General features: G+C 63.8%; 12 protein-coding genes. 6 read left to right on the forward strand and 6 right to left on the reverse strand.

Annotation, left to right across the window (positions count from 1 at the left end):
• Positions 1-47 precede the first annotated feature (47 nt).
• Complete coding sequence (locus LZC95_29160) at positions 48-458, forward strand: hypothetical protein (protein ID WXA90514.1); 411 nt, start codon at positions 48-50, stop codon at positions 456-458.
• Between the two features lie 7 nt (positions 459-465).
• Here LZC95_29160 and LZC95_29165 read toward each other — a convergent pair whose 3' ends face one another.
• The 3 genes from LZC95_29165 to LZC95_29175 form a co-directional block, all read right to left on the reverse strand.
• A complete protein-coding gene (locus LZC95_29165) occupies positions 466-1854 on the reverse strand; it encodes a sigma-54 dependent transcriptional regulator (protein ID WXA90515.1) in 1389 nt (462 codons plus the stop codon).
• Positions 1851-2807, reverse strand: a complete 957-nt coding sequence (locus LZC95_29170; protein WXA90516.1) for an ATP-binding protein — start codon at positions 2805-2807, stop codon at positions 1851-1853. Before LZC95_29170 ends, LZC95_29165 begins: the two co-directional genes overlap by 4 nt.
• A gap of 306 nt (positions 2808-3113) precedes the next feature.
• The gene (locus tag LZC95_29175) at positions 3114-5318 is read right to left on the reverse strand and encodes a discoidin domain-containing protein (protein WXA90517.1); all 2205 of its coding nucleotides are present in this window, start codon (positions 5316-5318) and stop codon (positions 3114-3116) included.
• 202 nt (positions 5319-5520) lie between these two features.
• On the opposite strand from LZC95_29175, the gene LZC95_29180 reads away from it, so the two are divergent.
• Together LZC95_29180 and LZC95_29185 are read left to right on the forward strand one after the other, a co-directional pair.
• The gene (locus LZC95_29180) at positions 5521-5745 is read left to right on the forward strand and encodes a hypothetical protein (protein ID WXA90518.1); all 225 of its coding nucleotides are present in this window, start codon (positions 5521-5523) and stop codon (positions 5743-5745) included.
• A gap of 160 nt (positions 5746-5905) precedes the next feature.
• On the forward strand, positions 5906-6265 hold the full coding sequence (locus tag LZC95_29185; GenBank protein ID WXA90519.1) for a beta-propeller domain-containing protein: 360 nt from the start codon (positions 5906-5908) through the stop codon (positions 6263-6265).
• A gap of 69 nt (positions 6266-6334) precedes the next feature.
• On the opposite strand, the gene LZC95_29190 is transcribed toward LZC95_29185, so the two are convergent.
• Entirely contained in the window at positions 6335-7141 is an 807-nt protein-coding gene (locus LZC95_29190; GenBank protein ID WXA90520.1) for a ferredoxin--NADP reductase, read from the reverse strand.
• Positions 7142-7334: 193 nt separating this feature from the next.
• Between LZC95_29190 and LZC95_29195 the strand changes: the two genes are divergently transcribed.
• Together LZC95_29195 and LZC95_29200 are read left to right on the forward strand one after the other, a co-directional pair.
• Positions 7335-7880, forward strand: coding sequence for a metallophosphatase family protein (locus LZC95_29195; protein WXA90521.1), 546 nt, complete (start codon positions 7335-7337; stop codon positions 7878-7880).
• A gap of 22 nt (positions 7881-7902) precedes the next feature.
• A complete protein-coding gene (locus tag LZC95_29200; GenBank protein ID WXA90522.1) occupies positions 7903-8571 on the forward strand; it encodes an MBL fold metallo-hydrolase in 669 nt (222 codons plus the stop codon).
• A gap of 665 nt (positions 8572-9236) precedes the next feature.
• Here the strand turns inward: LZC95_29200 and LZC95_29205 are convergent.
• Positions 9237-10385: an IS110 family transposase gene (locus LZC95_29205; protein WXA90523.1), complete on the reverse strand. Its 1149-nt coding sequence runs from the start codon at positions 10383-10385 to the stop codon at positions 9237-9239.
• A 536-nt stretch (positions 10386-10921) separates the two neighbouring features.
• On the opposite strand from LZC95_29205, the gene LZC95_29210 reads away from it, so the two are divergent.
• Positions 10922-12388, forward strand: coding sequence for a hypothetical protein (locus LZC95_29210; GenBank protein WXA90524.1), 1467 nt, complete (start codon positions 10922-10924; stop codon positions 12386-12388).
• A 15-nt stretch (positions 12389-12403) separates the two neighbouring features.
• Here LZC95_29210 and LZC95_29215 read toward each other — a convergent pair whose 3' ends face one another.
• On the reverse strand, positions 12404-13972 hold the full coding sequence (locus LZC95_29215) for a hypothetical protein (GenBank protein ID WXA90525.1): 1569 nt from the start codon (positions 13970-13972) through the stop codon (positions 12404-12406).
• Positions 13973-14279 lie beyond the last annotated feature (307 nt).

The following is a 14279-nucleotide window of genomic DNA, read 5'->3' on the forward strand; positions in this document are numbered from 1 at the left end:
CGACGCGTAGGCGTGGCCGATACGTTCTCCAACAGGAGAGTGTGGCCATGATCGCTTTGGGGAAAATGTCGTTTCTTGGACTTGGCGTCGTTGCGGGCATCGTTTCGGTGATGGGTGTGCATCTGGCATCGGCCCAATCGCGAGCGGCCAATGCCATCCCGGCCAACGCCGTGGTGACAGCCGATACGGATGTCGCGCAGATCCGCCAGGGACACATCTACGGCAGCGCCACCGGACAGATTAATGGGCCTTTCATCATCACGGATCTGGCGCCGAGAAGCGCACCCGATATCAAGGTTTACATTGTTCCCGGAGGCACTTGCTCGTATTCCGGGACGCCCGCACTGTGGACGGACAGAGAGGCCCACGGCATGCGACTCGCGGTTCCGACCGGCTACCTCGCCTGCATCCCCGGGGGCGGCAACGGCGTCTCCTGGTCTGGCTTCATCCCGTACTGACGACGCCCTAGCTCTTGCCGTCGGCGCGGAGGCCGAGCTCTTTCATCTTTTGTTGGAGGCTTTGGCGCACCATGCCGATGGCATCGGCGGTTTGGGAGATGTTGCCGCCGTGGCGCTCGAGCGCGGTCGCGATGAAGCGGCGCTCGAAGTCTTCGATCATCCGGCGCTTTGCTTCGCTGAAGGACGTGATGGCGACCTCCTTGGCGCCCGCCATCGAGGCAGCGCCGAGGCGGAGATCGGCTTCGTCGATCACGTCCTCCGATGCGAGAACCGCGGCTTGTTCGACCACGTGGCGGAGTTCGCGCACGTTGCCTGGCCACGAATGCGCCGCGAGACGAGCCATCGCCCGCGAGCTCATCGTGCGCTTGTCGCGGCCGAGACGCGTTGCGAGGCGCTCGAGAAAACGGCTCACCAAGGCCGGCACGTCCTCGAGCCGTTCGCGCAAAGGAGGCACCACGATTTCCACCACCTTGAGCCGATAGTACAAGTCCTCGCGGTAGCGGCCCCGTGCCACCTCGGCCTCGAGATCGCGATGGGTCGCCGCCACCACGCGAACGTTCGCCTCGATCGGGCGATTGCCGCCCACCCGCTCGAAGGATCGTTCCTCGAGAACGCGGAGCACCTTCGCTTGCGTCTCCAGGGGCATGTCGCCAATCTCGTCGAGGAAGATCGTTCCACCGCTGGCCGCCTCGAAACGACCGATGCGCCGTGCGCTGGCCCCCGTAAAGGCGCCCTTCTCGTGCCCGAAGAGCTCACTCTCGACGAGCTCGCGGCTGATGGCCGCACAGTTCACGGGCACGAACGGCCGCTCCGACCGCGGGCTGCATTGGTGGATCGCTTGCGCGACGAGCTCCTTCCCGCTGCCGCTCTCGCCGCGCACGAGAACGGTCAGATCGGTCTCTGCGACCTTCTGAATCTGACCGAACACCGTACGCATGGCGGGGCCGGCCCCAATGAGCGATGCGAAGCCATAATCACGCGTCACCCGCTCGAGCAGCAGGCGGTGTTCGCGGGCGAGGCGCGTCCGGTCGAGCGCGCGCGTCACCACCAGGCGAATCTCGTCGTTGTCGAAGGGCTTCGGTACGTAATCTTCGGCGCCGCTCTTCATGGCCTGCACGGCCACTTTTTCCGATCCGTACGCCGTGATCATGACCACCGGCGTCTCGGGACGCGCTTCTTTCGATGCGCGAAGCACGTCCATCCCGCTCGGACCTTCGCCGAGTGCGAGGTCGGTGAGGACCAGATCGAAAACGCCTTCCTGAAGCTTGCGCAGCGCCTCCGCGCCATCGTGTGCCTGCTCGACCTCGTAGCCCAGGCGCCGCAAAAGACCGCTCAGGGCGAGCTGAATGGCACGCTCGTCTTCCGCCACCAGAATGCGCGCGCTCGCCGTGCTCAAGGAAGCCCCTTGGGCAAGGTCAAGGTCATCTCGGTGCCGGTCCCCGGCGCTCCGAACGCTTCCAGCGATCCGCCGTGTGCGTCGGCAATCTTCTTGGACACGGCCAAACCGAGCCCGGTCCCCGTCTTTTTCGACGTGTAGAACGGCTGGAAAATCTGCGGGAGACGCTCGGGCGGGATCCCCGCGCCGTTGTCGCGAACGCGCAACCAGACCTCCGTGCCGGCGAGGTTTTCGCCCGCCGAGATCTCGATGCAGGGATCGAGCACCGAACCTTCTTCCAGCGCGTCGAGTGCATTTTGAACGAGGTTGATCACCACGCGGCGGATCTTTTCCGCGTCGGCACGCATCGCACCATCGGTGTCGATGGCGCGCTTGACCACCACGTTGCCACGCGCAAAGCGGTCGCGAAAGCTCTCGAGCGCCGAATCGACGATCTCGCTCATCTTGGTGTCCCCCATGACGATCTCCTCGTCGCGGGCGAAGCGAAGGAGGTGCGCAATGGATCGCTCGACCCTATCGAGCTCCTCGAGGGCAACCCGCGCGTATTCCACGTTGTCGGGCGACGATGGATCCTCCCCCATCTGCGCGACGAGGCTCTTCGCTGCCGTGATCGGGTTGCGAATCTCGTGGGCAATCGATGCCGACAACTCCTCGAGCGAGCGCGCATGCCGGCCCTCGAGAACGCGCCGCTCGGGCGACATCATGGTCGCCGGGAGCGGATCGGGCTCTTTCTCGGCCCAGCGTTGTCGCAGCATCGGCGCAAGGACCGCCGAAAATCCGTGACTGGCGAGACCTATTCCCCAGGAAAGCCCGAGGATGATCGCCGGCTTCAAGCCCCCCGTAAAGGCCACCAACGCGACCACCATCGAGAAAACGATGTAATGTGCAATGAACTTGATGCGCTTGTTCACCATCTTCTGGTGAGCGCTCTCGACTTGGGACGCGACGGGCAACGGATTCGAGACCCCCTTCCGGAAAAGGCGCCACTTTATCACGTCGATGGCGCGTGTGGGTCGGGGACCAAGGAACGGCGCGCTTGCGTCGAACGGGGCAGGATACGGTTCTCGAAAGGGACTCAAGGACATGCCTCGAGCTACGCAAGCGATGTGCCCGCACCGACGCCGCGAAAATGCGCCTTTCCCGCGGCGCAAGGTGCAGGAAGAAACCTGCAGGTGCAGCGCGCGCGCTGCACCCGCAGGAACTCTAAAACCCTTCCCGCCTTCCCGCCTTCATGTTCAATCCATCATTTCTTGCGCGTCCTAAGGGAAGTTCGGCCATTTGACGACCTGATTGGAGGTGTTGGCGGTGGGGCCGGTGTCGTTGATGACGTGGTTGATCGTCCCCACGCCACCGAGCGATACCGTGACCAGACCGTGGAAGCGCACGCCGGAGACGGCGGGAACCTCGAAGGCGCGGCTGGCCACGATGGAGGGATTCACATTGAAGTAGCAGTAGCTGCCTACGCCCCAAGCCTCGTGGGTCGAGACCGAATTGCCAACTTTGTATTGTGCCCACCCCAGGTTGCCGCCGCCGCTGGACCAGGCGGCTTGGTTCGGCGGATCGTAGGGAAACTCGTTTTGGAAGAAGTACGTGCGGCCGCCATTGCCGTTCCAGAGCACGTTGTGTTGCTGGTAATGCTCCACGAAAAGGCCATAGATGGTCACGTTCGCGCCGTTGACCACGATGCCATTGGCCGCGGGGTTCGCCTCCCAGCCGGTGCCGTCGCCGTGGTCGCCGCGCCAGAGCCAGAGATGATCGCCAATCACGTTCTGGCTGTTCACCACCACGCTTTGCGTGGCGCGCCCCGGCCCTGCCCCGCCGACGCGCACGAAAAAGTCGTGCAGCGACGTGGGGTCGGCCGCATGGCTCGCGTTGGAGCCCGGCGGGCCAACCTGCACGAGCACCGACGAATTGGTGGGCCCCGCGTCGATGAGCAACCCCGCGAGCTTCACGCCGTCGACGTCGGCGACGGAAATGGCCGTCACGCCATTGTCGGGAATCAACGTCGCGAGCCCGATGCCCAGCAACACCGTGCCCGGCCGGGTCACGTTCAACGATTGATTCAGATGGTAAACACCCGGCGTGAAGAGCACGTGCTTGCCCTCTTGCAGCGCCGTATTGATGAGGGCCGCCCCGCTCGAGGGTGATGCCACGAAGAACTGGCTCAACGAGATGGATGTCCCCGCCGGCGTGCCATGCCCCCATGACGTGCCCGAGGAGTTCTGCCGCAGGGACGGAACGAACACGTTGTAGCTTCCCGTTCCGTCGATGTAGAGAAATGGCTTCTCCCGCACCACGGGCGTCTGCCCAACCGTGGTCATGGGCGGGTTGGGGAACGATTGCGCGGGCGCGCCCGGCGTGCCCACGAACACCATGTTCCAATTGGCGCCGCTCCATCCGCCGGCCAGCTCCGAATTGCGCGTGAGGAACTGCTGCTGGGAGCCCGATTCCACCAGGCCATCGATCTTCGAATCGGCGATCAAGCCGCCGCTGGACCAGCCGTCGCCCCCATTCCAAAGTTGCACCTGGCCGCGCAGGTGCATGCGCCGGTACGGAACGGCCTGCGACACCGCCCAGCGCTCGATCTGCCCGGCGGGCAGGGTCACCGAGAGGTTCTCGGCATCGCGCCAGAAGTTCTGCGTCGCATTTCCTTTGTTGTTCGGATCGCTCCCCTGCTGCAACCAATCCGCCTCGACACGCACGTGGCCGTTGATGGTCACGTCGTCGGGCGACATTCCAAGACCGGATACTTGCGTGTAAAACCCGAGGTTCACATCGGCGTTGTAGCTACCCGGTTTGAACAGAACGGCATACCGCTGCGTTCCGAACTGGTTCGTATGCTGCTGATTGAAAATGGTATTCAGCCTGTTCTGCATATCGGGCTGCGACGACCCCGGCCCATATACGAAGACATTGGGGCCGAAGTTGGGATTCTTCGGATCCGTGGGCGGGACCGTCGTGCCTCCGTCGCCGGCATGCACGGCCACCTCGAAAAGCGAATAGCCCCACTGCGTGGCACGCTGCGTGCCGTAAATGCGCACGTAGCGCCCCGTGGCATTGATGGGGATGGTCTGCGAGCCTCCGCTGCTCGTGCTCGTGGAATACGCGTTGTTCCAGGCATTGCCGTCGGCGGATACCTGGATTTGAAAGGCCGATGCGTACGCCGCCTCCCAGGTCAGGTCGACCTGGCAAAGGGCCTGGCTCGAGCCCAAATCGATTTGGAGCCATTGCGGATCGGAAAATTGGCTCGACCAGCGCGTACCGCCATTGCCATCGACGGCGGCGGAGGCAGGAAACGAGGCCGATTCGGTCGACGACGCGGTGGCAGGCCGATTGGCCGCGACGTTGGCAGCACCACATGCCGCCGAGGCCACGGAGGGAATGAATTCCACCGCCATCGCCGCGGCCAAGGCCACGGCCAACAACGGCAACTCACGCTTACGAAGAACGGAGGCAGATCGCATAGGCACCTCGCACGGGGGCTACATTGATGTCGCGCATCATTGTAGATGGCGAGGCGGTTCGCAACGGGAACGTGAGCGCAACCAAGGAACTTCGGCCGGCGTCCCTTGTCGGACGAATTTGCCCATGCAGGTTCCGTCGTCGAAAACGTTGGTGTGCGTCTGTCTGGCTCTAGCGCTTTTCGCGTGTATGCACACGCATCGCGTGAAATTGGAAAAGCCACCCGCCGTCGCCATCGAGCCATGGGACACCGCTCCCACCCCCTCGCGGGTGCCGGTGCCGAAAACGACGACGCCCACCGTGGTCTCTTTCGACATGGCCGACGAACGCGGCGGAGGCGAGGTTAGCGAGCTTCACGAATTCCACTTTGGCGCCCGCCCTCCGAAACGCGTTACGTGGGCAGCGGCCTCGTTCCCGGGCGCGTATTGACTATTTGCGTATTGCCATGACGCGCGGCAAAGTACCAAGCCCCAACGTGGGGGGGCATTGTATCCATTTTGGCAGAAGGCGAAGGCGGTAATCGATGTCGCGCGGCCGGCCATTTTGGGCGAACTGAAGATCCCGGGCTTCTGATTCGACGCCGACGACCATGGCTCATTCGCCTATTTCGATGGCGCGCTCCTGCAGCTGTTCGACGTGTCGAACCCCGTCGATCCCTTCACACGGAAAGCTAGGAACGCGGGGCTCGAGTTCGGCGGCCACGAGCGACCATTTGGCCTTCAATCATTTCGCCGAGGAGGGCCTTCTCGCCATCCCCATGACCCCCGCGAGGGAGGCGGCGACGTCAGAACGGCGATCGCACGACGTTCAGCGGCCGCTCGTATACCGCGTGGACGTGCGCGCGGCCTTCGAGCGGCTCGGAAGCATCGACCACGGTTCGCACGGTCGCTCCACCGTCGTGCGCCGCATCTTCATGGACGATCTCGTCTACTCGATGGGGATCGTGTGAAGGTCCGGCGCACGTCCGCGCTCGGCCCCGGCGGGACCGATTTGGCCGACGTCGCGCTGGTGCCGTGAATCACTTCGTGACGAAGGCTTTTTCGAGCAAGAACGTCCCGCGCTCGCCGCTGTTGCCCTCGGTGAAGCCGCGCTCTTCGAGCAGGGTCTTGCAGTCGTGGTTCATGGCTTCGCTCCCGCAAAGCATGACGCGATCGCGGCTGGGATTCAGCTCGGGCACGCCCAGATCGCGGAAGACGCGACCGCTCGAAATCATGGTCGTGATGCGCTCGTTCACGGGGTACGGCTCGCGCGTGACGGCGGGGTGGTAGATCAACTTGTCGCCGATGATCTCACCGAGGAGCTCGTGCTTGTGCAGGGCGCGGAGCTCGTCGTGGTAGGCCAGCTCCCCGACGGTTCGCACGGTGTGGCTCAAGATGATGCGATCGAAGCGCTCGTACACGTCCGGCGTGCGCAAAATGCTCATGAACGGCGCGAGCCCGGTGCCGGTGCCGAGCAGCCAAAGGGTGCCGCCCGGTTCCAGGTTGCCGATCACCAAGGTGCCAACGGGACGCTTGCCGATGAGGATCGAGTCGCCCGGCTTGATGTGTTGGAGTTGGCTCGTCAGCGGCCCGTTCTCCACCTTGATGGAGAGAAACTCGAGCTGCTCTTCGTACGGCGCACTCACCACCGAATAGGCCCGCACGAGCGGCTTCCCATTCGACATCAAGCCAATCATGGTGAACTGGCCCGCCTCGAATCGGAACGCACCGTTTCGCGTGCACTGGAAGCTGAAGAGGCTATCCGTCCAGTGTCGTACGGATAACACGCGCTCGACGTAGTAATTCGGGGGGACGCGATCGACCAGAGAAGGCGGTGTGATTTGCATGGACGAGTCAGGCAGAGCCGAAGGGTTAGTGCCGAACCGGCTCCGAGGATGAGACTATGACATATTGAAAAGGAAAGTCAAAGTCATGTCTAGTATAACGAACACATTTCTAGATGCAGCGCGTGACGCAACCACCAGCTAAGGTTTCTTCAACGGGATGTCCAGAGCTCAGATATCGTCGAGATCGCTTGTCGTGCACGAGGAGGTCGCTCTTCAGGAGGGAGAGTTGCGGCTGGTGGTGGTCGCGGACACGCATAGCAAGCCTCATCCACGCGCGAACGAGCTCATCACAAGAGAGCGCCCCCACCGCATCCTCCACGCGGGTGACATTGGCGATTTTTCCGTTCTGGATCAGCTCGGTACGATTGCACCGGTCTCGGCCGTACGTGGGAACATCGATGGGACCGGGAGCGAGGTGCCCGACGTCCGAGTCATCGATGTGCGCGACGGCGACGCGAGCCTGTGGAAGCTGCTGCTGCTCCACATTGCCGTGAACGGCCCCAAGCTTCGCGCAGACGCGGTGAGGCTGGCGCAATCCGAGGACGCGTCGGTCGTCGTATGCGGGCACTCCCACGTGCCGTTTCTCGGGCGGGACCGCGGGCTGGTGATGTTCAACCCGGGTTCGATCGGGCCGCGCCGTTTTCAATTGCCGATCCTTTTCGGCGTGATTCACATCCAGCGGGATCGCGTGGAGATGCGCCACATCGACTGCGAATCGGGCAACGTGTGGCGACCTTGAGACTTGTGCTACGGAAAAAGCCGTGAGCTCGTTCTACCTACGCCAATTGCTGGTCGGTCGCGACATCGGACGTGGAAACGTTGCCGGTACGCAGATGCGGAATTTCGTTTACCTGATTGGAGATCGCGATGCCGGGGAATGCCTGGTGGTCGATCCGGCGTGGGACGTGGAGGGCATTGCGACACGCGCCACGGAAGACGGCATGAAGCTCACTGGGGCGTTGGTGACGCACTACCATCCGGACCACGTCGGGGGCTCGCTCTTCGGGCATAGCATCGAGGGACTTTCGCGGCTGATGGCGCTCGCGCCGTGCCCGGTGCACGTGCACAAGAACGAGGCCGAGGGCGTGCGCAAGGTGACGGGCCTCTCGACGACGGACCTCGTGCTGCACGAGGGAAACGATCGCGTGAAGGTGGGCGAGGTGGAGGTGGAGCTGCTGCACACGCCCGGGCATACGCCGGGGTCGCAATGCTTCCGCGTGGGCGATGCGCTGGTCTCGGGCGACACGCTCTTTCTGCAAGGTTGCGGTCGCGTGGACCTTCCCGGCGGCGATCCCGAGGAGATGCGGCGCACGTTGCAGCAACGCCTGGCGCGTCTCCCCGACGAGATGATGCTCTATCCAGGGCATGCCTACGGCGGGGAGCATGCTCCTCTGTCCGAGGTGCGAAAGATCAATCCGGTGTTCGGCTAGGGTTGAGCGAGGGCCGGAGGTGTCCGGGACAGGCCCCCGTTCGTCCCGGACAGGGGGCAGGGCCGCATGGGGTGCCCTTTCTTCGGTGGATGGCGTTGGCACTCGGTTGGCAATGCATCGGGGCAGACCTTCGTGCGAGGTGCTCCGGACAGCTCGTTCGCAAGGTCGCAGACTGAGATGATGGGTTGCCATTGGTATGAGCGGGAGGCAACAGCCCTCCACGTGCCCGTTGATAGCGAGGAGCCACTCCTACGGGAGCCTCGCCGGCGGGACCAACACGCGGAGTGGTGACTCTGTACCGGCGGTTTATGCAAGGCGATTTTCTTCTTCTTCGGATTTTTCTTCGTCGTCCGGGAGGAGGTGTTTTGGCGAAGCATGGAGCTCTCCTGTGGCTCGAGACGAGCCCGCTGCGTTTTGAAAAAGATGGGCCGCCAGACGTGTGTTTCGAGTTTGCCGTCAATTGACTCTTCGCGTTCACCGGGCAGCGATGGTCGCGGGTAGCCCCGGGACGCAGTATGGGATTCGTAGGGCGGAGCGAGACGCAATTTACGGGGCGAGCTCTCGACCTTGGCGTTACCTCGGTCGTGCTCACACCGCTCTCCCCGCGTTCATCGTCCTCCAATGGGTTCTCAAAACGTCGCGCGCTCTGCGGCGCATCGGGTGGGTCACGTCATGGTGACCTCCGAAGTCTTACGGCGAGTGTATCGCCGCTGAAGTTTCTTGGTCGCGCGCCGGAGCGCAACGGTGCGCTGAGTTTCATCGCTTCCACGCATGCTCTTTTTCTGGAAAGTCCCCTTTGTGGCCGTATTCGGGTCGTAGAAAGCCCCATCACGACACATCGCCCAGAGCACACCAGCAAGACGTCGGGCCACGGCGACAGCCGCGATCGATCTTCCTTTTTTCTTGGCGATGTTCATTCCCCAAAGACGAATGGGGTCCCCGGCATGCTTGCGCGTGCGCAGTAGGCTGTGGGCTGCTTGCACGAGCATGGCTCGCGCGTGAGGGTTTCCTTGTTTGGTGATGCCTCCGAGACGACGCTTGCTCGGTCCTCCCGTGGTCGATTCGGACGGAACGAGTCCGAGATAGGCGCTCACCGCATGGGCATTCTTGAAACGGTGGGCATCGTCCATGACGGACATGAACGTGGCCCCGACGATGAGCCCTACACCGGGGGCTGTGGCGCAAAGACGTATCCGAGGATCTCGCCCTGCCAAGTTCTGCAACTTCTCTTCCACTCTCACGAGCTGCTCGTCGAGTACTTTCAGCATGGCGGCTAACGGCGCAACAAGCTTCTGCAAGCCAGGATTCATCTCGGTTGCTTCCAAGTGCGTCACGAAGTTGCTGATATCGCACGTAGCAACACTTTTCCCATGTGCACGCGCGAGGCCGCGGATCGTGGTCACGTAACCCGCGCGGGTCTCAACCAGCGCTTGTCGGACACTCAACTGCTCGCGAAGCTCTCGACCTTCCACCGATAGGACGTGGGCTTCGGGAATGCGCCCCTGTTCGACCGCGATGGCGAGGTGCTCGGCATCGAGCGCATCGTTCTTGCGTTTGTGGTGTCCTATCCCGATCGTCTTGAGTCGCGTGGTGTCGACGATCTTCGGCTCGTGTCCCCAGGTTCGGAGGAGATCATGGACGAACCAAGCCTCTCGCGCTGCCTCGAAGGCGACAATGGCCGGAAGCGTCCCGGGCCCCAATCGACCCTTGAGCTGTTCGATCTGTTGCACGCTCGTCCGCTCCACGACTTTCCCATCGCACACCTCGCAATAAGCGATGTGGCGCGCTCCTAAATCCAGGCCTACGCTACGCATGATCGACCTCCCTTGGGCCCCCACTTCTCTTTGTGGCTCTGACCACGCGGGGGTGCCGATAGCTTCGGCGATCGGCGGGAGGTCGATCGTTTTTCTTCGCGAGGAAAGCCGGACGGCGCGCCCGCTGCGGCTGAGACCTTCCATCGATCTCGGCGTTGCAGTGGGCGTGACGTCCGGCGGCGGCGACGCGTCAGGTTTTACTGCCGCCGGTTCATCCAATCTATGGGACACGCAGCGGGCGTGGACCGGTGGCCAAACTCCTCGCTGGGGAAGCTGCACGAACTGCTCGCATCCACCGGAACTTTTCTAACCCTCATTTTTGTCTGGCAGAGAGAACGCCAGAGGAAGAAGGTCCGAGGTTGCGCGGAACGCGTGATCGCGCACCCGTCTGCCCTGGGGCGCGATCCGGCTGGCACAAGGGGAGCTCCAGCGCGACTTACAGCTGAACACCAGCCCCGTTGGCCGCAATAGCAACGGTCGAGCGCGCGTTTCCTCTTCGAGGATCGAAACTTGAATCCTCCCAGGAGAGAACACGCATGCCCCACCTCCGTCCCTTGAGTCTGTCGATCGTGCTCGCGCTCGGCGCGGGATGCCGAAACGCGCCGGCTCCCGCACCTGCGAGCGAGACGACGGCCGCGGACGTCTCCGCACCGATTGCGGACGATGCGCCGTACGCCGAGGCGCGCACGGTGCAGGTCGCAGGCGATCTCCCCGTTTTCTACGTTCCCGGACGCCGAAATACCGTGCAGCGCATGGTCTTCTTCCATGGAGCGTGCACGCACGGCCTCGGCTACATCCAGGCTTTCCAAACCGCAGCGCGGGCGCGCGGCTCCTTGATGGCGCTTCAAGGCGAGCACGATTGTGGCCGCGGCATGCGCAGCTGGTCGTGGGATCTCGAAAAAATCGACGCCCGCGTCGACGCAGGCTTTCGCGCCGCCGGCGATGAGCGATCCGGCCCCATCGTGGCCATCGGCTACTCGCAGGGCGCGCTCGTGGCGGAGAAGCTCGCGGCGAAATATCCATCGAAGTACCGACGCGTCATTCTCATGGGCTCACCGCGCGCAGCCGACGCGCGTGCCTTGACGGCCTTGGAGGGTGCCGTGCTCATGGCCGGCACCTTCGACAACCGCGCCGTGATGAAGGAGGGGGCCGCCGCACTGACGCGCGCAAACGTGCCCGCGACATTCATCGAGATCCCCAACGCGCACCACGGGGCGCTTCTCGAAGGAGAGCGCATCATGGGCGAGGCATTCGCATGGCTGGAAACGCACGCGAAGGGCGCGAAAACGACGACCATCGACGCGGGCCCCCCGCCGGAAAAGTTGGAGCCGTTGCGCGCCAATTGGCTCGAGACGCTGGATCTCGGGAAAGGCCAGCAAGCCGTCGTCTCCGTCCCGATGGGCGCCACCGAGCCCCGTCCGCTCATCCTCGCGATGCACGGCGCCGGCGATCGCCATGATTGGGCCTGCGGTGGATGGCGCCTGGGAAACGACGCCTACCCCTTCATCGTGTGCCCGCGCGGCACGCCCATGGGCGGCAACGTCTACGCCTGGAGCAGCCCCGAGCAACTCGAGCAACTCGGACTCCGCGCCATCGAAGAAGTGCGCCGCCATTACGGCCCTTACGTGGCCACCGCCCCCGTGACCTACGCCGGCTTCTCCCAGGGGGCCACCGCCGCCGCCCCCTTCCTCGTTCGCCACGCCTCCGAGTTCCCCACGATCCTCCTCGCCGAAGGCGCCTACGCCTCCACCGCCTCCCCCGAGTTCGCCCGCAACCTCGCCCGCGGAGGCGTCCAGCGCATCGTCCTTGTCTGCGGCACCGCCCACTGCTTCGCCCAAGCGCGCCTCGCCCGCCCCGTTTTGGAGCGCGCAGGCCTCACCGTCTTCGTCGGAGGCGACGCATCATCGGGACACAACTTGAACCTCCCGATGCAAAAGGCCCTCCGTAGCTCCTGGAAACAGTGGTTCGACGGCGTCCCCGGTTGGTCTCAGTTTCCGGAGTGACGCAGGGCCCTACGACTACTCGCCGGTGCACACGCCCGGGGCGGGATGCGCGCTGCAGTAGCTCGGATCGCTCGGTGCGATGATCGCGAGCACCGCGGTCTGTGACCCGAGACGCGGACGCGAGCCGCACGTCGTGGCGGTGGCGGGTTGCTCGGAGGCGGCGCAGATCCCGGCCTCGTTGGGTATCGTCCACGCTTGACCGGTGGGGTACACCACGTTCATCGCATAGGCGCCGGTCGGCAGGCAGCCGTATACGAGCTCCATCGGCCGCCGGAACTTTGCGCTCAATGCCGCTTTGAGCGCCGCCTCGTCCGCCACGATGCGGTTGCCGGCCTTGTCGGTCTCGTGCGTGATCACCACCGCGCCCGGCTTGCTCACATCGAGCGGATCCAGACAGATCACCGAAGGACGCACCGCCACGATCGCATCCGCGGACGGATCCCGCAGATCCGTCGGCGCGCTCGCCGTGCTCGCGATGTCCTTGTAGATGGTCAGCCCCTGCGAAATCACCACCGGCCCCGACACCACACGCGATGGCGTCTTCGGGACCTTGGTGAACACTGCCATCGGGTAGAGCGATGGCAAAAATGCCGAATCGGGAACGTGGTCCGCCGCATCGATGATGCCGTTGCCGTCGACGTCCTCGCGCGTATAAATCAGCGCCGACCCGTTTCTCACGGGAAGCGAGAAAGGCCGGTTGGACGCGGCCTCCACCTCCGTCGCGGGCACCCCTGCCCCGAGCCGCACGCGCACGAACGACTGCTCCAACGCAACCGGGTCCGTCGGATCGAACTTCGCCAATTGGAAGTCCGCCGGCATCACCACTTGAAGTGGATTGTCATTCGGCACCGGCTTCGGGTTCAGGACCTCCCTCGAATGGAAGATCGGCCGCTCCGTCGGCAGCGGCAGCCCCAGGGTGACCGCGATTTCACCGATTTTTGCCCCGTCAGGGCCTATTTGCCAAACACCGGGCGACTCTTGCTCGCCCAGCGGAAGCTGGCGATAGCGCGGAGGCCTTCCCGCCGCCACCTCGGCGATATTCTCGATAGCCCCGCCGGCAACGTCCCCGCGCGTCGGCAAATTCGATATCGAGAACGATGGATCGAAATTCCCATCGCGGTCGAAAAAGCCCCGCACTTGGTACACGCCGCCCGCGAGCGGTCCCACCGACCACGTGGCGCTCACGGTCACCGGCGGCGTCGCCGGATCGGGACACCAGCGTGCGCCATTGGGCTGGAACGTCAACGCGCCCCGAACACTGGCAAACAAAGTATCGCCGGCGACCACGTTGAAGCTCGCCGCCGAGCGCCCCACGCCCTCGGGCGGCGGCAAGAGACGCACGTCCAACACCAAGAGATTCGCGGTGCCCAGCACGTGACCGCCCTCCGTGCACGGCAGCATCCCCGTGTACGTCACCGTCCCCTCGAGCGCACCCGCCGGCTGCCCGACTTGATCCGACGCCAAAAAGATGTCCGGATCGTCACACGCCGCGAAGGCGAGCGACCCCAGAACCATCGCGAGCATCCGCGCACCAATCACCCGCTTGCGGGACCGTTCTTGACCATCCGTCTTGTGGGACATCATTTCCGAGCTCATAGCGAGTACGTGAAGAAAGCCATGAAACGGCGGCCGATTCGATTTCCGTAGGGATGCATCTGCAATGGATCGCTGTCCGAATCCCCCAAAATGTTGAAGACGGTACCGGATATCTCCGCCTTGTCTTTGTAGAATCGATACCCCAACCGAGCATTGAGCAGCATGTACGCCCGCACGTCGAACTGCTGGTACACGATGCCGTCGGGCGTGGCGATCTTCTCTTGCCACACTTGGGCCGATTGGTAGTGCCAGGTGACCTCGCCATTCAGGCCCATCTTGGTACGCACCTGGATAC

It is taken from the genome of Sorangiineae bacterium MSr12523 (assembly GCA_037157775.1).
GTDB classification, from domain to species: Bacteria; Myxococcota_A; Polyangia; order Polyangiales; family Polyangiaceae; genus Pendulispora; species Pendulispora brunnea.